Source organism: Aquabacterium sp. CECT 9606, from assembly GCF_918741295.1.
Taxonomy (GTDB): domain Bacteria; phylum Pseudomonadota; class Gammaproteobacteria; order Burkholderiales; family Burkholderiaceae_C; genus Aquabacterium.
In genome coordinates, this window is sequence record NZ_CAKKNB010000002.1 from 934,627 (window position 1) to 954,208 (window position 19,582).

Consider the following 19,582-nt stretch of genomic DNA (forward strand, 5'->3'; position numbering starts at 1 on the left):
AGATTTCTCATCAAGCAAAGGTTCTCACATGTCCACAAGCAAATTCGAGTATGTCGTGTCGGGGGTTGATCTGAACGACGAGCAGAAGGCCATGGTGTCTAACGCCATCGCGGCGGCTGTCAGTCATGCTTTGTTGGGTTCCACGTCTCAGGTTGGTGCGGCTCCGGGCGGTGCAACATCGGCTCCAGCGCAAGTGCTGGCGAAGGGCAAGGTGTGGGGTGCGTTCGGAGGAGGGCATGGACCGATCAATGGCGGACGGCTGATCTTCGCGGCCACGGCTGCCGAGGTGGCCGAGCTGGCCAAAGGCGTGAAGCTTGGCCATTGACTCGGAGGCACCGTGGCGCTTGCAAAGCAACTGACTTGTCCGAACGCTCCACCTGAGCCCGGCGCCGCGATCATTGGCGTGGTACAGGCTGGTGGGCAGATCGCCTACATCTCTCCCAGCATTCCTCTGACGCGGGACCTGGTGATGTCTTTCCAAGAAAAGCACATCGAGTTGGAGAACCGTTTGAGGGTGGCGGGGCCGTGCAGTGCTGCAGACTGCGTCCAGTGGGGCCAAGGCCGATGCAGCCTGGTCGACAAGGTCGTGGCTGACGCGGCACTGCCCCATACCTTGCCCTCAAATGGCTTGCCTCGCTGCGGCATCCGCCAGACCTGCCGCTGGTTTTTTCAAAACGATGTGCGGGCTTGCCACGCCTGTCCAGAGGTTGTCCGCAAGCCTGCGCAGTTGTACATGGAGAAATCATGAGTTCAATCAATGTGGTTATCTGTCAGGCAGTTCGAACCGCCATCGGGACCTTTGGCTGCACGCTCAAGGACATGCCAGCGCCTGATCTCGGCGCGCTCGTGGTCAGACGCTGCGTGGACAAGCTGGATCCGGTAGGGCGGCAAATTGACGGACTGATCATGGGCCAGGTGATTCAGGCGGGCGGCAAGATGAATCCGGCACGCCAGGCGGGCATTTCCGCAGGCCTGTCGGCAAACGTCCCGGCGATGACCGTCAACCGCGTTTGCGGGTCAGGTGCACAGGCCATCCTCAGCTCGGCCATGGAGATCTGGGCTGGGGTCGGCAAGGCCTTTGTCGCTGGTGGCATGGAGAACATGGACCGGGCGCCCTACCTGCTGCCGCAAGGGAGGTGGGGCGCGCGCATGGGTGATGCACTGTTGCTGGACAGCATGCTCCACGATGGCCTGCACGACGCCTTCAGTGGCAGGCATTCAGGATGGCATACCGAAGAGGTCGCGTCGTTGCACCACATCACCAGGGAAGAGCAGGACCAGTGGGCCTTGCGTTCACAGCAACGCTTCTCTACCGCGCAGTCGCTCGGGAAGTTCGACGCCGAGATCGTGCCTGTGCGCATCCCGGGCAAGAAAGCCGAGGTGGTGTTCCAGAAAGACGAGCACAACCGGGCCGACCTGACCTTGGAAATGCTTTCGAGGCTCAAACCGGCCTTCAAGGAGGGCGGCACCATCACGGCAGGCAACGCACCTGGTCTGAACTCTGGTGCCGCCGCCATGATCGTTGCGGAGCAAGGGTGGGCCGAGCAGGCTGGGCTCAGGCCCATGGCACGTCTGGCCGGGCATGGCGTGACAGCGCTGGAGCCAGGTTTGTTCGCTTTGGGGCCGGTGGCCGCCATCCGGCTGGCCTTGGCACGTGCTGGCTGGCGGCCGGAGGATGTGGATCGCTATGAGATCAACGAGGCCTTTGCTGCCGTCACGTTGGCCTGCATCAAGGAGCTTGAGCTTCGGGCCGAGATCGTCAATGTGGAGGGTGGTGCCATCGCGCACGGGCATCCCATTGGCGCTACTGGCGCCGTATTGGTGACCAGGCTGCTGCACGCCATGCAGCGTGAAAAGCTTCGGCGCGGCGTGGTGGCCCTGTGCATTGGTGGAGGACAAGGCATAGCGCTGGCGCTGGAGGCCATGGCCTGATCGTCGCCCGTGAAAACCATGGACCGTGCTGGGCAAACTCCTGAACATGTGCAGGGTTTGCAGCGCCTGCTGGAACGCAAGGCCGGGCATGCGGTGGAGCTGCATGAAACGCACATCTCGTGGGTGCTGGTCGACGATGACTTCGCCTACAAGCTCAGAAAAAACGTCAAACTTCCATTTGTGGATTTCAGCACGCTGGCGGCCCGCCGGGAGGACTGTCAGAAGGAGGTGACGCTGAACCGAAGGTGGGCTCCGCATTTCTACCTCGGGGTGATCGAAGTCCATGGCGACGATGTGCTTCCCGGATGGGATGGTCCCGGGGAGGTGGTCGATTGCGCCGTGCTCATGAAGCGGCTTCCGAAGGGTTCGTTGTTGAAGGATCTCCTAGCCGCGTCGCGGGTAGAAAGAGATGACATGGCATCCCTGGCGAGGACCATCGCTGATGTCCATGAGGCGGCTCCCATCGCTGACATGTTGAGCCCGGCATCGTGCGCCAAGGGCGTGGGAGCCGTCTTGTCAAGCGTTCTGGATCAGCTGCAGCGGTCTCCACTGGACGGCGCCGATGCACGGTGTTTGGAGGGCATCAGGGCCTGGGTGGACGATGAGTTGAAGCGCAGTTTGCCTTGGGTCGAGGCAAGAGCACTGGGCGGCATGGTCAGGGACTGCCACGGTGATCTCCACTTGGGTAACGTCGCCCGCACAGACGAAGGATGGCTGTTGTTCGATGGCCTGGAATTCGACGATGGATTGCGCAGAGTGGACGTCATGAGCGACTTGGCGTTCCTGACCATGGACCTGAAGGTTCACGGCTGCCAGGAGTTGGCGTTCGCCCTTCTGGATGCCTATCTGCAGCACACGGGGGACTATGAGGGCGTCAGGCTCCTTCACCTGTACGAAATTCATCGGGCGCTCGTTCGCCTCTTGGTGGTCAGAATGCGGGGGCAGAACGCTGACCTGCCGTCGGGCGATGCCTACCGGTCATTCATCGCGGCATCCATGGGCATGGGGTCCCGTGGTCAGCCTTGTCTCGTGCTCATGCATGGTCTGTCCGGGTCGGGTAAATCCAAGCTCTCGGCAGACATCGCCGTCAGCTTGCCTGCGGTGCGCGCTCGTTCAGATGTGGAGCGCAAACGCCTCTTCGGTCTTACAGAGTTCGCTGATTCAAAAGCAATCCAACTGGACATCTATTCAGCGCATGCCAACGAGCGAACCTTGAAGCGACTGGCCGATTGCGCAGAATGGGCGCTGCAAGGGGGCTGGTCTTTCATCGCCGACGCCACCTTCCTTCGACAGGCGGATCGCGATTGTTTCAGAGAGCTTGCCCAGCGGACGCACAGCGGCTTCACCATCGTGCATTGCGAGGCCGATCTGGAAAGCCTTTGCCGAAGAACACGTGAACGTGGCGCAGCGGCAATGGATGCATCGGAAGCGACGGAGTCTGTGATCTGGCACCAGATTGCATCTGCCGAACACTTGCGCCCAGACGAGCTTGGGTGCGCTTTGACAGCCTGCACCGAACGGCAGATCAGTTCAGCGGGCATCGCAGCACTCTGCCAGGGGATTCTTTCTCGGCCAGGTTTTGGTGGCCGCGGCAAATGATGAGAAAAGCCAGCGCGCCCAGGATGTCCTAACGCATGTCCATTAGGATGCAAAACCTTCGCCATGGGGTTTGGATGGAGACTGATCCCCGACTTTGGAGGGCAACTTGCGGTCCGGCGGGCGCATGGCCTTGATCGCACTGCCGAATGCTCGAATCCGCGCCTCCGCTCCGATGAAATCAAGCTCGATGGGACGAAGCCACATTCCCAGCACCGGGTACCGGCCGGTCCAATGGAACACTCTTTCGGCGCCTTGGTGGCAGATGACCTCGCTCTGGACAGTGAGCAAAATGATGTCGGCTTTGAAGTCTTGAAGGCCAGAAAGAAGACTACACATCGGGCCGCCCACGCGGTAGGTCGATGCAGGTGCGACCAGCACGATGGCGTCATGCCCATCAGCTACGGGGCCTGAGTAAGCGGGGGGCTTGAACTTGCTGGCTTTGGAGGCCATCAGGTCCCACAAACTTGCACCCAAACGGCGGGGGCGCGCCGCTGCGTGGATCTTGGCCATTGCCCACCCTTGTCGATCACAAAGCATCCTGGCCGCTTGCAGGCTGGTCTGTTCATCGGCGTAGGCCATGACAAGGATGTTTTCCTTGGAACAGCTGATTGATAAAACATTGCCTTGAGCAGGCAGCCGACTTTCAGAAACAGCGACGCCCGAATGATCCATTGAAAGCCCCCCTCCCTGTCTATCAGAATGGCTAGTGCATCAATCCACGCTCAAGCTTGGCCGCCGATAAAACCGCTTGAAAATCCAAGTCCAAGACGTCGATCGGACGCCTGTTGTCCAAGGCAGGGTTTGGCATGGCGAGCCAATTGGCGGCCTGCCAGCCGCCCAGCGTTGGTGCCAGTTCGAACCAAACCTTTTCGAATGCAGGCTTGATTTGGAAAGTGCGCGGATCGAACTGGCACATGGGTACCCACAGCGTGTCCCTCCATTCAAAAAAGAACAGCCTCCCATTGGCTATAAGGCGAGCCAGACTGATGTAGTCGCCTCGTTGCCTTTCTTGAAGCATGTCCTCCAATTCAATGGCTCTTGCAATGCCACCACTGCCGAAGAATGCGCGCAACAGTGCCAGAAATCCATCGCTGGATGGGGTGGCGTTGATCTCTGCGCGAAGGGTTGAAGCCCGTGGATTGACGTTCTTGCTGACCATGTTTGGGTCTCCGTTCTTTGCCAAGTAAGAATGTATGGATTGGCAGATCGTGGGATTTGCGCAATATCAACTCAGATCGAGTAAGGAAAACGGGTGTGCATTCATGTGCGGGCGTGTTCTCAAAAAGGCACTTGCGGCGCGCAGGTTGATCACCATCAAGCTTGCGGGCACGTCAATGTCTAGCATCTTCTTCAGGCCGGCACATTGACCGGACCCCCAATCCGAGGATGCGAAATGATGAACTCTCATATCGATGCGACTCATGTGATGAACCAAATGTCGAAGGGCCTGCGTCGCATGGTTGACGAGGCCGAAGACATGGTGAAAACGGCCGCGAATACCGGAGATGCCAAGTTGGACGCGGCACGTGAAAAGATGCAGGAGCAGTTGAGCGTCATGCGCCGCCAGTTGAAGGAGTTTGAAGATGATCTGGGTAACAATCTCAAGCAGGCCGCGCGTGCAACCGACGAGCAAGTCCATGATCATCCTTACGCGGTGGCGGGCATCCTCGGTTTGATTGGCATGGCAGCGGGCTTCATGCTGGCGCGTCGCTGACGAGCCTGAACGGCGGAAGGCGGTGAAAACCGCCTGGTGGCGAACGATGTCTTGTTTAAGCGGTCAATGAAGCCAAGGCATCTGCGTCCAGGATGTAGAGATCGCGTCGGCCCTTGCCATCAAAGCTGATCACGCCTTGCCGAACCAGGTATGAGATTGCGCGGCTGACGCTTTCCAGGGTGATGCCCAGGTAGCTGCCGATCTCTTCCCGAGAAAGGCGCAGTTTGAAGCGATCGGAACACAATCCGCGTTGCCCCAGGCTGTTGGACCAGTGAAGCAGGAATTGAGCGACTCGGGCTTGGGCGGGCAAGGTGCAGCACGACATCAGGCGATCCTGCATGCAGGTCATGTCCTGACTAAGCGCCTTGTGCAATGCTGCCAGCACGCCAGGATGTGTCTGGCTGCTTGCCAGCAGCGATGCGTACGAAAAAGACCATATGTCGGTGACATCCAGGGCCACCGCTTCGCAACTGTGTCTTTGTTGGGCGATGCCATCGAAGCCGAGCCAATCGCCTTTGAAGCGCAGGTCAACCACTTGCTGTCGGCCATCAGCCGAAAGGTTGACGAGCTTGATCAAGCCTGAGTGAACGATATTGAGGTCTGAAAATGGTTGGCCAGCCAGATAGACAAGCTCGTCAGGGTGAATAATTCGACGGCGGCAAGGAATGTACCTGGCAATGAGCTCAAGGTCTTTGCAACGCAGTGAGGTCAATCGTTCCTCAGATGGAATGAGCGGCGAGCGAAGCGAACTTGCTCCATCAAGGCCGTGGCCGAACGGTATCAAAGGCGGCGCGGTGTTATGAGATTGGGTGAGTGAGCTGGCGAATGGGATTGACATGAGGAGTCCTTGAATTGATGGCTGATGGAAAAAGTCAACGGGGACTGCACCGGTTCAGTCAAACCCCCCAGAGTGTTTCGAGCTTGATGGGGTCAAGCCAACGGATGGCCTCCTCGGAACAGGAGACCACGCCATGGCATTCAAGGCTCTTGAGTTGAGTTGAGTTAGCAGCACTTGCTCATCTGAGGCAAGCCACGTGGCCATCCTCGACACAGGCATGGTCAACGCAGGCTTGACCCTGAGTAAGGCGGCACCAGCCGTTCGCATGAACACATCGTTGATCAAAGTGTTTGATGGCGCTTGCAGGATCGCGGCCCGCTGGCTTCTGATCCGGGTGAGCTGGCATATCTCGCCCTGTGGCGAGTCGGCCGCTGTATTACTATTTTTGAACAGCGCCAGGCCGCACTGCGGCGCATCGAGGCGAGGGCGAGGGCTGCTGCTTGCAGCCGGTGGATTGGACATGGCGCATCCCTTTTTTTTGTTAGATGCGATTTGACATGTTCCGTGAAATCATGGGCAGTCGTTCACCCACGTAAGTGGTACCGCGTAGGACACCCAAGTTGCTACAACTTGGGCCTCGGCTCGGTGGGGTGGATAACATCGCAGTCTTTGGCCAGAGCGGCCAACTCCAGCACCGTGGCGGTGTTCGTCTTGAGCAAAATGCGCGATCTGTGCACCTCGACCGTCCGGTGGCTGATACCCAGAATGCGTGCGATTTCCTTGTTGGGCAGGCCGTTGACGGCCAGCTCCAGCACATCACGTTCCCTTTCGCTCAGACGCTCAAACACCAACCGCTTGGTTCGGTGCTCTTTGTCCACCTCCATGGCTCGAGCCACCTGTTCCAGAAGTTGGCCACCCTCGATCGGTTTGGTCAGGAAGTCCAGGGCCCCGGCCTGGATGGCACGAACGGTGGTTGGGATATCGCCATGGGCGGAAAGGAAAATGACCGGGATGCGAGCGCCGCGACGTAGCAATTCGGCCTGCAGCTGGGTGCCTTGCAGGCCCGGCAGGTTGAGATCAAGTAACAAACAGCCCGGGAGCGATGGATCGAACTCGGCAAGATAGGCTTCCGCGCTGGCAAAGCTTTGGACGTGGTGACCTGCCGTTTCCAGTAACAAGCCCAGGCCATCCCTGACTGCATCGTCGTCGTCCACGATGAAAACAGTTGGCGATTTCATCCGACAAGGGGCAGAGTGAACCGAAAGGTGGCACCGTCCTCCTCGGAACTGTCGTGCCAGAGCTGGCCTCCATTGGCCTGGACCAAGGCTCGACTCACGGCCAAGCCCATCCCAAGGCCATGACTCTTGGTTGTGAAGAACGGGTCGAATGCCTTTCGTGCCGTCTTGGTATCAAGGCCAGGGCCGCTGTCATGGACTGTGATCACCGCCATGCTTTGCAGCGATGTGGTTGAAACATCAACGGTGATGGATTTGGGATCAATGCCAGCGCTTTGCATGGCCTCCACGGAGTTGGACAGAAGGTTGACGAGAACCCTCTCGATTTGCATGCGCGATGCCAAAGCGAACTTCAAGCCTGGTTCAAGCGAGGTGTTGAAGCTGATTCCGGGTTCGCTCCTTGCCTGCACATTGGCAATGGCCTCTTCCACGGCTGAATTGATGTCAAAAGGCTCAATCTGCGGTGCACCTTTGTAAAGGAACTGCATCAATTCCCGCATCACATCGCCGGCACGTTGCGCCTGTACCTCCGCGCATTCCAGCGCATGCCGCATGAGCGCCGAGTTGGGTTTTTCAGTATTGAGCATGCGCAGCGCGGCAGCGGTATAGGATGCGATTGCATTCAATGGTTGATTGAGGTCATGCGCAATCGCGGCCGCTGTTTGTGTGGCGACCTGCACGGCCATGACCTGCTCGAACTCACCGCGCAAACGGCGCAAGGCGTTTTCCGCCTGCTTGCGGTCATTGATGTTCTCCACAACAGCAATGAAGTAACCCGGCCGGCCACCCCTCTCTTGCGCCAATGAAACGGTGAGCCGAATCCACACAGGCATGCCGTCTTGGCGGATATAGCGTTTTTCCGAGGTGTAGTGGTCAATCTTCTTGTCCAGAAGAGCGCGTACTTGCACAAGATCAGACGCCCGATCCTGCGGATGGGTGATGGACTGGAATGTCGTTTCCATGAGCGCTTCCTGGCTGTAACCAACAACCTCGCAGAGCTTCTGGTTCACACGCAGCCAATGCCCGTCGAGAGCAACGTGTGCCATGCCCACGGCCGCCTGCTCGAAGGCGGCTCGGAACCGCTCTTCACTTTGGGCAATGGCATCGCGGTCTCGAACACGGTCAGAAACGTCCTCGGTGAAGATGACAATGCCACCGATGGTTCCGCTGGCTTTCATCCATGGCCGGGCTTCCCAGCGCAACCATTGAGTCACGCCATTGCCGCGGTCCAAACGATCTTCTTCCATGCGCTCTACCCGGCCCGATAGGCATCGTTGATGCATGGCTCTCCAGCGATGGCTTGTTTCAGGGAAGACTTTGTAGTGATTGAGACCAACGACGTCTCGCCCCTCCAGCCCATGGTCCATCAGCCACCGCTTGCTCACGGCCAGGTAGTTCATCTCGGAGTCAAACATGGCCAGCGCAACCGGCGAGTGATCGATGAAAATGCGAAGCTGCGTCTCGCGCTCGCGAAGAGCCTCCGCTCCCATTTTTGAAACGGTGATGTCATCTTTGATGGCGACAAAATGGGTGATCGCTCCCTCCTCATCGCGGATTGGCGAGATGATGGCACTTTCCCAGAAGAGGGAGCCATCTTTGCGCCGGTTGTGGAACTCTCCATGCCAGACTCCACCGTTGTTGATGGTCTGCCAAAGCAATTGGTACTCATCGTTCGAGGTGTGGCCGGATTTGAGAAAACCGGGGCGGTGCCCTGTCACCTCTTCTGCGCTGTAACCAGTGCATTTCTCAAAACTGGGGTTCACATACTCGATGATGCCTTGTCGGTCGGTGATCACGATGGCACTGGCGGTTTGTTCCACCACCCGCGAAAACTTGCGCAATGCCTCCCCTGTTCGCCGCCGCTCGGTGATGTCCAAGATGCACACGAGCGTGCGCTTGTCCGGGATGGGGGACAGGCTGACTTCTGCGGCAAACTCACTTCCGTCGCGACGGTAGCCCGGGGTTTCGAGCCCGGTCCCCATCAGGCGCGGCCTGGGCACGGCTTGGTATTTTGTGCGAAGGCCGAGGTGGCTGAGGCGCAGCCGCGGGGGAATCAAGTCCTCCACCCGCAGTCCGAGGAGTTCACCCTCTTCGCACCGGAAGAGACGGCCCGCAGCAGCATTGACGCTGCAAATTCCACCACTGTGGTCGATCACCATCATGGCGTCAACCACCGCCTGGATGAGGGTCTCATAGTCCGGATCGCCCATGATCACCTACCGTGTCAAAGCCAACGTGCATGCTCGATGATCGCGACCATAGCGGCCTTCGTGCCGACGGCCTTGATCTGAGTCAAGAACACTCCTCCGCGGCACCGACACCATGACCATGTGTTTTATGTCCTCCCTGTTTTGCTGGGCCATGCCGGTTCACTGAATGGGAATCAGGTGGCCGGCATCAGAGTCGCGCTTGGGCAGCGTCAACAGTAAAACGCCGTCCTTGAGCTTGGCTTCGACGCCCTTTCGGTCCACCTCATGTGCCAGCGAAAAGCTCCTCGATATGCTGCCGTGGAAAGTTTCCTTGACCAGAACCTTGTTGCCATTTCCCTCTTTCTCTTCCTGGTTCTTGTTGACCTCGGCTGAAATGGAAACGAGGTTGCCAGTGATGCTGACGCGAATGTCCTCCTTCTTGATGCCGGGCATTTCTGCCGAGACGAGGTACTGCTTGTCGTTCTCACGAACATCGATGCGAATCTCGTTTTCGGCAAACGGCGTAGCAAGTACCGGTGCCTGAAAAAGCCGACGGAACACCTCAGGAATGAAATCGTCGGTTCGATTGGAGAGGGCGAATGCAGTCATTGGATTCTCCTGGTTGCAGTGGAAAAAATTGGTGTTTCATGCGATGCGGTGAATCACACCAAGGGCAGTCTATGAATGTCTTGCAAGCACCATTTGCGCGATATCAAGCAAACCGTTGAAGCAAGACATCGGGCGCAAGCCGAGAAGTCGCTGCGGTTTGAAAAGCTTCACGGTTTGCGTCAAATCAAAGACTGCGTCACATGACCCGGCAGCATTGATTTCGATGCGCCGTCGGCGCCTCAAACCTAACTGCTTAAACAGGAGTGATTCATGAAAATCAATGCAATGCTTTTGGCCGCCGGCCTGGTGGCCTCGTCATTTACCGCGTCCGCAGATACGCTGTATGCCTATCAGATCGACAAACATCAGACGACGTTCACCAGCAGCGCCTTCCATGAGATTTATGACTTCTACCTTGACCCGACGGACTTTCCATCTGGTCAGGCCACGGTCGCGCTGGCCTTCACCGAGTTGAAGTTCAAGGACATCATCAACATCAACTTTGCCGAGTCTGGCGTGAAGATCTTTGATGATCTTGATAACCTGATTTGGTCCGGCACGCCTGCGCCGACAGGGCAAGGCCCGGCAGACGTCTTCAGTTTCGATGACTTGGGGGTCAGCACGCCCCACTTCTCCATGACCATCGATGGAATCGCCATTGGGACTGGGCCGATCAAGGGATCTTATTCCTTCGAGATCTCGGCTGCACCTGTTCCCGAGCCAGGCACTTACGGGCTGCTGGCGGCGGGCTTGGCGGTGGTTGCTGTATCGCTGAGAAAAAGGTGCTGATTTGTAAGTGAGTGTTCACGGGAAGTTCGTCTTCCCGTGGCTCGCGCACCTGGAGGTCAGCGGTGCGAGTTTCGAGGCCATGCAATGATGCGATTCACTTTTCCGTTCCGCCCGCGAGCGCTGGGACGTTCCGCATGGCAGCAAACCCGGATGCGGCCCAGATTCTGACTTTTGAGATAGCTTTCCAGCACAGATTTCGCACGTCTCAAGGCCTCGTTGACCAGAGGTCCGCCAAGTTCAGTGTTCAGTTCCAACTCATTGGAGCTGGTTTGGATCAACTGGAAATCGACCAGTTCTTCGATGGTCTCGACCACCGTGCTCAGGGCCAGTGCAGAGACGGGAGTTCGGCCAGAACGATCCCCCAGGAACAGCACGTCTCCACTGCGCCCTTGAACTTCAATCACGGGCAGCACGGAACCACATTCACATGGCATGGATGCGATGGAGACACGGTCGCCCAAATCGTAGCGGATGATCGGTTGAATGTGGTTGGCCAGGTTGGTCAACAAGGTGGTGCAGCCAGCTTGGCCGATCGGCACAGGTCGATTCATCTCATCGACCGGTTCCAGGATGGCCCAGTCACTGTTGAGATGAAGCCTTTGGTGCGCGCATTCGAAGGCCAAGGACATGAACTCAGACGCACCATAGCTGTTGATGACCTCGGCATGGAAGGCCTGGGATATCACGGTACGCATGGCACCGGTCAACGTTTCTCCACCTGTCCATATCTCTTGTGGGCTGATGTCCAGTTTCCCTTGTGCTTTCTTCTCGGCCAGCATGACAGCCACGCTTGGATAAGTGGCGATGACCCGAGGATTGAACCTCGCCAACTCCTGGGCAAGTGCGGGAGGAGGCTGGAGGAAGGAAATGCTTCTCAGCGCGCTCGATAAAAATGGGTTTAAACGCCGCAGCCGCTCTATTGACACAGTGCTGGCGAAATGGCCATTCGTGGCCCCGATGAACGCGATCCTATCGAACACACCCCATGGATCCAGCATGCGCAATGCAGGGTTCGGGACACGGCGGCGCGTCGCCTCCAACGCGTCGTAGATGGCCATCGCGGCATCATCCTGGACGAAAACGCCGGGGATGCCTTGGCTGCCCGAGCTCTCCCAAACCAGGAACTTCCCCCGAAAAGTCGATCCGATGAGACTGGGGTCTGTGACGAATTGGCGCACAGCCGCGATCTCCAGCCGAGGATCGCAAACCCAGTCATTGAAGTTGGCCATCAGGTAGGCCTTGTTCATGATTGGCAGATCCTCAAGCCGAATGGAGCTCGCGACCCGCCCGCCCAGAATATGCCGATAAAGAGGCGACTCCTGTGCCGACGCCAGAAGTGATGCCAGCCGTTCAGATTGGAGACGTTTCAGCCTCGCATGGCTGGATGCCGTTGCCGACATGGCCTCCCATGTGGCAATTCCGCTCTTCCAGGGATCGAACGCGTGCATGCCGATGCCGCCCTCAGTGGGCCATCAGCACTGGCAACGACATCTCTTCAAGTACCGTTTTTGTCGCGCCACCAAGCACCCACTCGCGCACGCGACTGTGGCCATAGCACCCCATGACCAACAGGTCTACACCCAATTCCGCTGACAAGGAAAGCAGCGATGTCCCTGGGTCCTTGGTGGCATGGGACAGGTGAAACTTGGGTGTCAGGTCATGACGTCGGAGGTAATTCTCCAGCTTGATGCTGTCGTTGGGGCCGGAGTCCGTTGGCTCACCAAAAATGGCCACATGGACTTCCGAGCCTTCAGTGAGCAGGGGCAAGGCAGCGCACAATGCCCTGGCTGATTCGCGACTGGCGTTCCAGGCAATGAGCACGGATTTCAATGGCACTTGCATGTGGGCAACGCCTGTCGGCACGATGATCGCGGGCTTGCCGCTGCCCATGATGACCGATGGTATGAAGTCATCGGGCACGTCCCGGTCTGATGGGATCCTCTGGCCGAGCACCATGAGGTCGGCATAAAGAGCGTTGTCGCCAAATTCATAGGGAGAGTTCAATTCACCCTCCACCCAGTCGACGTTGCTCATGCTTGCGGCGGCCGCCTGGAAGGACGCCTTTGCGCGCTTGCGCTTTTCGGCATCCTCATCCGACAACACCGCGCATGCAGGGCTCATGCCCTCCAGAGGGCCCGGATATAGCATGAGCCAAGGGGTGACCGCATACAGTGCCGTGATCCGGGCGGAACAACTTTTGGCGATGTCTTGGGCAAACTTCAACCTTTCCAGGCTGTGTTCCGAATTGTCGATGTGCAGCAGCAGGTTGCGAGGTGTAAGCATGGTCATCTCCAGGAAGATTGCAGGCAGCCATTGACATTAGGGGGATCCGCAATATCAGAGCTTGCGTTGAATCAAGAACTGAAGTTTTGCCTCGCTGGTTGACCTGGCTCAAGCGCATCCGGCGGCGGCGCCTTTATCTTGGCGCTGGCCAACTGGTACTTGGACATGAACTCATGATGCTTTGGCTGACACAGTGGTTCATCGGCGCACAGCGGCGAAGCCAAACGTTGCGCCATTTCAGGCGGCATGGCTCCCTGAAGACCTTGTCGTCTCGATCTCCAGATCCTCGTACCAAGGGCGATCTGCCAGCAGATCTGGCTTTGGTGGCGGCCATGGACGTGTCCGACGTGCTTCTGCACCTTGGATCGGACAGGAGGGGGCTTGATGTTTCGCAGGCCGCATCCAGGCTTGCCCGCGATGGGCCGAATGAGATCGATCATGAGAAGCCGATGTCCGGCTGCTTGCATCTCTGGCGTTGTTATAAGAATCCATTCAATCTGCTGTTGACCTCACTGGCAGCGCTTTCATACCTGGGCCGAGACGCCAGATCGACCGCCGTGATCTGCCTGATGGTGGCTTTGAGCACGGGCATCCGGTTCGTCCAGGAGCGGCGGTCCAGCAAGGCAGCGGACGCATTGAAAGAGCTGGTGAGAAACACGGCGACCGTGGTGCGTCCCGGCATGGCCGCTTCCGAGGGGGGCGCCACTGCTGGACAAATGGAGGTGCCGACACGCTCCTTGGTGCAGGGCGATGTGCTGGCCCTTTCCGCCGGAGACATGGTGCCTGCCGATTGTCGGATTCTTGACGCCAAGGAACTGTTCGTGGCTCAGTCCGCGATGACCGGAGAATCACTGCCGATCGAGAAGTTCTCGCAATCCGAGTTGCCCGGAGCCGGTCTTGACCATGGCAATCTGCTGTTCATGGGCACAAGCGTGGTATCGGGCTCGGCGAAAGCGGTGGTGGTGACCACGGGGCCCCGAACCTACTTCGGGAAGGTGGCCGCCAGAGCAACGGCGACTGAAAGCAGTCCCAGTTCATTCCAGACAGGTGTCAATGAGGTGAGCTGGCTTCTGATCAGGTTTGCCATGGTGATGGTGCCGATCGTGTTGCTCATCAACGGGCTGACCAAAGGCAATTGGCTGGAAGCGGTGCTGTTCGCGCTGTCGGTGGCGGTGGGGATGACGCCGGAAATGCTGCCCATGATCGTGACGACCACGTTGGCCAAAGGGGCGGTATTTCTGTCAAGGAAGAAGGTCATCGTCAAACGCCTGGACGCGATCCAGACCTTGGGAGCCATGGATGTGCTTTGTACTGACAAGACGGGCACCTTGACCCAAGACAGGATTGTTCTGGAACGCTGCATCGATCCCAGAGGGCAGCCCTCCGCCGATGTTCTGAACCTCGCCTTTTTGAACAGTCATTATCAAACCGGGCTGAAAAATTTGATTGACCGGGCGATCCTGTCGCACATCGAACTACAAGCAGAGTTGCAGCTGGAGCAGGAATACCAGAAAGTGGACGAGATCCCTTTCGATTTCGAGCGAAGGCGAATGTCGGTGGTGGTGGCCAAACGGGGGGGGCATCACTGGCTGATCTGCAAAGGTGCTTTGGAAGAGGTGCTGGCGGTTTGCACGGGTGTCCGTGGGCAATCTGGATCGGATGTGCCATTAGAGGCTGACCTTCTGGAGGAGGTCCAGTCTCTGACCCAAAGGCTCAATCAGGAAGGGCTGCGCGTCGTGGCTGTGGCGATGAAAGCACTCCCCCCACTCAAAAGCACCTACACCGCTCAGGACGAGTCGTCACTCGTCCTGATGGGTTTCATCACATTTCTGGACCCCCCCAAGGAGTCGGCTGCTCCTGCGCTTCTGGCGTTGGCGGCACATGGTATCGACGTCAAGGTTCTGACGGGGGACAGTCCACTGGTTGCCAAACAAGTTTGTGCCCAGGTTGGGTTGTCCTTGCGGCCAAGCCTGCTTGGCACCGCCATTGACGGCATGAGCAACGCTGACCTGGCTGCGGCTGTGAAGCAGCACCAGGTGTTTGCCAAATTGTCACCCTTGCACAAGGAGCGCATTGTCAGGGCGCTGTGCGCCAATGGTCACGTGGTGGGCTATCTGGGTGACGGCATCAATGACGCGCCAGCTCTGCACGCTGCAGACATTGGGATCTCGGTGGATTCGGCCGTGGACATTGCCAAGGAGGCTGCGGACATCATTCTTCTCGAGAAGAGCCTCATGGTGCTGGTCGAGGGGGTGAGCGAGGGCCGGAAGACCTTTTCAAACATGCTCAAGTACATACGTCTGACCGCGAGTTCGAACTTTGGCAATGTCCTGTCCGTGTTGGCGGCCAGCGCATTCTTGCCTTTCCTGCCCATGCTGCCATTGCAACTGCTGGTGCAGAACCTCTTGTATGACTTTGCGCAGACAGGTATCCCATTTGACAATGTGGACGAGGAAATGATGAGGGTGCCGCTCAGGTGGGATCCTCGCGACATCGGTCGCTTCATGTGCTTCTTCGGGCCCATCAGTTCGCTGTTCGACATCATTGCATTTGCCACCTTGTGGTGGTTCTTGGGGGCAAACAACCTGGAGAGGGCGCATCTTTTCCAGTCAGGATGGTTTGTCGTGGGCTTGCTGACTCAGACACTGGTTGTGCACATGATTCGAACGCCAAGGCTGCCATTCATTGAAAGCCGGGCAGCACCATTCCTGATGGTCACGACGCTGTCCATCATGGTCTTGGGTGTGTGGATACCAATGGGGCCATGGGCGGCCTATTTCCAGATGGAGGCCCTGCCGCCAGCCTACTTTCCTTGTCTTTTGCTCATTCTGAGCGGCTATTGCGTCGTGACGACGCTGGCCAAGCGCTTGTACCTCTCTCGATTCAGATGGCAGTGACCGGTTGGCTTCAGTACAGCAGGTAGCGCTTTCGGCGTTCGATGAAACCGCTCAGATCTTGCTGCCAGCGGAGTGCGACATCGTGGGCCGACAGGCCATTCCTCAACCCTTCCGATGTGGACCGTGATGCAAGGATGGCCTCGGTCTTCTCAATGGCAAAAGTGACCGGCCATTGCTCATGCAAAGCTTGAACGAGTGCAGCACCCAGCAACGGGGCGTCCAATTGGTCCCGATCCGTGATTGATATTTCAACGCCATGGCACCTTTGGCCTCGGTAGGGCTGCGAGCTTGGGATGAAGTCGATGGGTTTGATGGCCACACCTTTGACGTCTGTGCTTTGCAGGGATCGAGTCAAGTCCGATGCCTTGATCCATGGCGCGCCGACCAACTCAAACGGGCGGTCGGTGCCCCTGCCGACGCTGACATTTGCGCCTTCAACCCACGCTGTGCCCGGGTAGAGCAGGGCGGTGTTGGGCGTGCGGATGTTTGGAGATGGAGGAACCCAATCAAGCCCGGTTTGCTCAAACGACATGCTGCGCTCATAGCCCAACATCGCGATCACGTGCAGGTCAACCCAAAGTTGTCGTCGTTCAAGAATATCTTGCTGGTAGAGCAACGCCAATTCACCCATGGTCATGCCATGCTGGATGGGCAGGCTGGCGAACCCGGTGAACGATCTTCTGTTTTCGTCCATCACCGGCCCGGCCACCCTGTCCGCACGTATGGGGTTTGGCCTGTCGAGAACCACCACGCGCAAGTGCTGTTCCGCGGCAGCTTCCATGGCCAGCCCGAGGGTCGATTCATAGGTGAAATATCGCGTGCCAGCATCTTGAAGATCGATGACCAAAGTGTCGATGTCTTTCAATGAGTTGGCGTCGGGCCGGGTGGCCGCACCGTAGAGGCTGATGAGGGGCAGCCCACTCAATGGTTCAACCCCCGAGGGCACCTGGCCCTCGGCGTCGCCATTCAAGCCATGTTCTGGGCTGAAGACCTTGACCAGCGTCAGGTTCGGGGCCCAGCGCAGCCGGTCCAGCGTGCGCCATCCTTGAGCGTCGATGGCGGCCAGGTGCGTGATCAACCCGACTCGGCGCCCAGCCAATGCGGCGTAGCCTTGGGCGCGGAGGACGTCCATGCCGGTCGATACCCGGGGAGCTTCCTTGGTGACCAGCTTATCCGTGAACATCGGGGCCCTGAGGCTGGACAACAAGGCCAGCACCTGCCTTCTGAGGGGGCGAACGTCGCCTTTGCCATCAGGATGAACACGGTTGCTCAACAGCACGAGGAATTGGCCCTGGACCAGGTCGATCCAGATGCCGGTGCCTGTGTAACCCGTGTGGCCGATCATGCCCACGGGCGGGAGGTCGTCCCGGTTTGCAACCATGGGTGCGAACAGCTGCCATCCCAAACCGCGGCTTTCACTCGATGCGGCGGGGCTTTGAGGCGCCTGCATGGAGTCGACCGACGAAGTCTTGAGGATCGGCTCTTGTCGCAAAATAGCCTGAGCGAATCGCGCAAGGTCATCTGCCGTTCCGAAGAGGCCTGCATGGCCTGCCACGCCCCGCATGCGGCGAGCAGTGGGATCGTGAACAACCCCTTGCAGCATCTTTCCTTTGCTGGCCTCTGTCGGCGCGATCCGCCAGCGCATCCGCTTTGGCGGCCTGAACCCCGTGTCGTGCATTTGCAAAGGAGTCAGGATATGGCGCTGAACATAAATATCCAGTGGCAGCCCGGAGACCCGCTGTACCAGTTCGCCAAGGATGATGAAGTTGATGTCGCTGTAGACGGTCTGCGTGCCTGGCCGGGCTACCGGTGTCTCACGTACCACTCGACGCAGTCCTTCCGCATGGCCCTGCCAGTCTTCTTTCAGATCCATGTCGGCGCGCAATCCTGAGCGGTGTGACAACAACTGCCGGACCGTGATGGACGCCTTTCCGTTCAGCCCAAACTCCGGCCAATAAAGCATGGCGGGCGCGTCCAATTGCAGGCGACCCTGTTCTGCCAGCTGAAGAATCGACGTGGTGGTGGCCACGACCTTGGTCAAAGAGGCAAGGTCAAAAATGGTGTCTACCGTCATGGGCCTGCGTTCAGGGACGAGCGTTCGCGCGCCCCACGCATGCCGCACCCAGATGTGGCGGGCATCACCGAAGATGAGCACGGCGCCTGGCAACTGCCGGGCGGCGATCTGGGCTTTGACCTGCGCGTCCAGGGCAGTCCATTCCGGGCGATCCGCCTCGGAACCTTGGGCCAAAGATGGCCCGGCCATCGCCAGCATCAAGGACGTCAACGACGCCAGAAAAAGGCGCCGGATGGGATTTGACAGGGAAAGCTGCTTCATGGCTCCGACAGGCCGTCACTGCTGTAACGGTTACGCGCATTCCAAAGCATCCAGCCATCTGTACCCAGCGCTTCCGCCGCCTGGATCTGTTGCCTGATCTGCTCGGCACCAAAGACGCGCTTGTCGAATGCATAGTCGCGGAAGGCCTGAAGCCAGGGACGGACCCTGACCCCATCGACGCCAGTGCGTTCCAAGGCGCGGAGCAGGCTGTGGTTCACCACTTCAAAGGGAGCAGCGGCCGCGTCAGGGTGGCCTGGGATTCCCCAGGTGAAGCCAGAGGGGTACAGCATGGGTGAAAGGTAATCGACACGCGCGATGATGGCTTCCAATTGCTGGCCGATGTCGGTGTCGTTGGTGTTCCACAGCACATAGCCAAAGACATCCGCCGAGATGAACACGTTGTGGCGCTGAAGTTGCCGTCTTGCCTGATCCAGGAAAGCGTTGATTGCATTCACGCGCGCCTCGGCAGTGTTGGGCTTGGAGAACTTCAAGCCTCGGGCATCCGGGAAGCGAAGGTAGTCGAACTGGATTTCATCGAATCCCATGTCGGCAGCTTTTTCTGCCAGACCCAGGCTGTGGCTCCAGGCCGATGTCTGGAACGGATCAATCCATCCCAGTCCCTCCTTGTCCCGCCAGGTTTTGCCAGAAGGGGCTTTCACAGACCATTCAGGGTGACGTGTCGACAGAGGCTCATCTTTGAAGACGACGACCCTCCCGATCAGGTAAATGCCCTTCGCCTTCAAACCCTGGATCAGCTTTCGCATGTTGGCGTTTGCAGCCGTGTCATTCGCATCGGATGCTTGTGTTTGAAAAAGTTCCTGTCCCCGGTCACCCTTCACGTCAATGACCAGTGCATTCAATTCGGTTTGGTCGATCAGTGCCAGAGCGTCTTCCCGAAGCTCCCGACTACAGATGCCATAGGTGGAGAGGTAAATCGCCCTTGGCCGGATCGGCTTGAGTGACATGACGACCTCGTCAACTCCGGCGTGCAAATTCACTTCGGTACGCTGGTAGCCATGCGCTCGAGCGCGAAGGCGCAAGGGTTGGAAATCGGCAATGCTGAAGGTGCCCGAGGGCGTGACGGGAAGCACCAGGTCATTGGCCATCAGGACGACATCCTTCAAAGTCTTCCCCGTCGATTGGTCAATGACCATGATGTCGACGGCGACAGCTGGAAGGCTCAACATCCAAAGTATCAGAGCGGACAGCAATCTAGACTGCA

At 58.3% G+C, this 19,582-nt stretch carries 18 protein-coding genes; 8 read left to right on the forward strand and 10 right to left on the reverse strand.

What is annotated here, in order from left to right; all coding sequences use genetic code 11:
* Positions 1 to 28: 28 nt before the first annotated feature.
* The 4 genes from LQ232_RS12020 (at position 29) to LQ232_RS12035 (ending at position 3,531) form a co-directional block, all read left to right on the forward strand.
* The gene (locus LQ232_RS12020) at positions 29 to 325 is read left to right on the forward strand and encodes a hypothetical protein (protein WP_230180550.1); all 297 of its coding nucleotides are present in this window, start codon (positions 29 to 31) and stop codon (positions 323 to 325) included.
* Between the two features lie 144 nt (positions 326 to 469).
* Positions 470 to 748, forward strand: a complete 279-nt coding sequence (locus LQ232_RS12025; protein WP_230180551.1) for a hypothetical protein — start codon at positions 470 to 472, stop codon at positions 746 to 748.
* Positions 745 to 1,932 carry a thiolase family protein gene (locus LQ232_RS12030; RefSeq protein ID WP_230180552.1) on the forward strand — a complete coding sequence of 396 codons (1,188 nt, stop codon included), beginning with the start codon at positions 745 to 747 and terminating at the stop codon, positions 1,930 to 1,932. The genes LQ232_RS12025 and LQ232_RS12030 overlap by 4 nt, the downstream gene beginning before the upstream one ends.
* An 18-nt stretch (positions 1,933 to 1,950) precedes the next feature.
* Complete coding sequence (locus tag LQ232_RS12035) at positions 1,951 to 3,531, forward strand: bifunctional aminoglycoside phosphotransferase/ATP-binding protein (protein WP_230180722.1); 1,581 nt, start codon at positions 1,951 to 1,953, stop codon at positions 3,529 to 3,531.
* Between the two features lie 42 nt (positions 3,532 to 3,573).
* Here the strand turns inward: LQ232_RS12035 and LQ232_RS12040 are convergent, their stop codons facing one another.
* The gene (locus LQ232_RS12040) at positions 3,574 to 4,203 is read right to left on the reverse strand and encodes a hypothetical protein (protein ID WP_230180553.1); all 630 of its coding nucleotides are present in this window, start codon (positions 4,201 to 4,203) and stop codon (positions 3,574 to 3,576) included.
* 31 nt (positions 4,204 to 4,234) lie between these two features.
* The gene (locus LQ232_RS12045) at positions 4,235 to 4,690 is read right to left on the reverse strand and encodes an MbcA/ParS/Xre antitoxin family protein (protein ID WP_230180554.1); all 456 of its coding nucleotides are present in this window, start codon (positions 4,688 to 4,690) and stop codon (positions 4,235 to 4,237) included.
* Between the two features lie 237 nt (positions 4,691 to 4,927).
* On the opposite strand from LQ232_RS12045, the gene LQ232_RS12050 reads away from it, so the two are divergent.
* Positions 4,928 to 5,245: a YqjD family protein gene (locus LQ232_RS12050; protein WP_230180555.1), complete on the forward strand. Its 318-nt coding sequence runs from the start codon at positions 4,928 to 4,930 to the stop codon at positions 5,243 to 5,245.
* Between the two features lie 55 nt (positions 5,246 to 5,300).
* Here LQ232_RS12050 and LQ232_RS12055 read toward each other — a convergent pair whose 3' ends face one another.
* The gene (locus tag LQ232_RS12055; RefSeq protein WP_230180556.1) at positions 5,301 to 6,083 is read right to left on the reverse strand and encodes a Crp/Fnr family transcriptional regulator; all 783 of its coding nucleotides are present in this window, start codon (positions 6,081 to 6,083) and stop codon (positions 5,301 to 5,303) included.
* 196 nt (positions 6,084 to 6,279) lie between these two features.
* On the opposite strand from LQ232_RS12055, the gene LQ232_RS12060 reads away from it, so the two are divergent.
* Positions 6,280 to 6,579 (forward strand): hypothetical protein, encoded by a 300-nt coding sequence (locus LQ232_RS12060; RefSeq protein ID WP_230180557.1) that lies wholly within the window; start codon positions 6,280 to 6,282, stop codon positions 6,577 to 6,579.
* Positions 6,580 to 6,646: 67 nt separating this feature from the next.
* Here LQ232_RS12060 and LQ232_RS12065 read toward each other — a convergent pair whose 3' ends face one another.
* The 3 genes from LQ232_RS12065 to LQ232_RS12075 all read right to left on the reverse strand — a co-directional run bounded on the left by LQ232_RS12065 (position 6,647) and on the right by LQ232_RS12075 (position 10,056).
* Positions 6,647 to 7,237 carry a response regulator transcription factor gene (locus tag LQ232_RS12065; protein ID WP_230180558.1) on the reverse strand — a complete coding sequence of 197 codons (591 nt, stop codon included), beginning with the start codon at positions 7,235 to 7,237 and terminating at the stop codon, positions 6,647 to 6,649.
* A 20-nt stretch (positions 7,238 to 7,257) separates the two neighbouring features.
* Complete coding sequence (locus tag LQ232_RS12070) at positions 7,258 to 9,468, reverse strand: PAS domain S-box protein (protein ID WP_230180559.1); 2,211 nt, start codon at positions 9,466 to 9,468, stop codon at positions 7,258 to 7,260.
* Positions 9,469 to 9,627: 159 nt separating this feature from the next.
* Positions 9,628 to 10,056 carry an Hsp20/alpha crystallin family protein gene (locus LQ232_RS12075; RefSeq protein ID WP_230180560.1) on the reverse strand — a complete coding sequence of 143 codons (429 nt, stop codon included), beginning with the start codon at positions 10,054 to 10,056 and terminating at the stop codon, positions 9,628 to 9,630.
* 270 nt (positions 10,057 to 10,326) lie between these two features.
* On the opposite strand from LQ232_RS12075, the gene LQ232_RS12080 reads away from it, so the two are divergent.
* The gene (locus LQ232_RS12080) at positions 10,327 to 10,845 is read left to right on the forward strand and encodes an FxDxF family PEP-CTERM protein (protein ID WP_230180561.1); all 519 of its coding nucleotides are present in this window, start codon (positions 10,327 to 10,329) and stop codon (positions 10,843 to 10,845) included.
* A gap of 56 nt (positions 10,846 to 10,901) precedes the next feature.
* On the opposite strand, the gene LQ232_RS12085 is transcribed toward LQ232_RS12080, so the two are convergent.
* Both LQ232_RS12085 and LQ232_RS12090 read right to left on the reverse strand, forming a co-directional pair.
* Positions 10,902 to 12,092 (reverse strand): phenylacetate--CoA ligase family protein, encoded by a 1,191-nt coding sequence (locus LQ232_RS12085; protein ID WP_230180562.1) that lies wholly within the window; start codon positions 12,090 to 12,092, stop codon positions 10,902 to 10,904.
* A 214-nt stretch (positions 12,093 to 12,306) separates the two neighbouring features.
* On the reverse strand, positions 12,307 to 13,128 hold the full coding sequence (locus LQ232_RS12090) for a universal stress protein (protein ID WP_230180563.1): 822 nt from the start codon (positions 13,126 to 13,128) through the stop codon (positions 12,307 to 12,309).
* A 173-nt stretch (positions 13,129 to 13,301) separates the two neighbouring features.
* Between LQ232_RS12090 and mgtA the strand changes: the two genes are divergently transcribed.
* Complete coding sequence (mgtA, locus tag LQ232_RS12095; RefSeq protein ID WP_230180564.1) at positions 13,302 to 16,025, forward strand: magnesium-translocating P-type ATPase; 2,724 nt, start codon at positions 13,302 to 13,304, stop codon at positions 16,023 to 16,025.
* A 10-nt stretch (positions 16,026 to 16,035) separates the two neighbouring features.
* On the opposite strand, the gene LQ232_RS12100 is transcribed toward mgtA, so the two are convergent.
* Together LQ232_RS12100 and LQ232_RS12105 are read right to left on the reverse strand one after the other, a co-directional pair.
* A complete protein-coding gene (locus LQ232_RS12100; protein ID WP_230180565.1) occupies positions 16,036 to 18,360 on the reverse strand; it encodes a serine hydrolase in 2,325 nt (774 codons plus the stop codon).
* A complete protein-coding gene (locus tag LQ232_RS12105; protein WP_371820204.1) occupies positions 18,357 to 19,571 on the reverse strand; it encodes a putative glycoside hydrolase in 1,215 nt (404 codons plus the stop codon). The genes LQ232_RS12100 and LQ232_RS12105 overlap by 4 nt, the downstream gene beginning before the upstream one ends.
* Positions 19,572 to 19,582 lie beyond the last annotated feature (11 nt).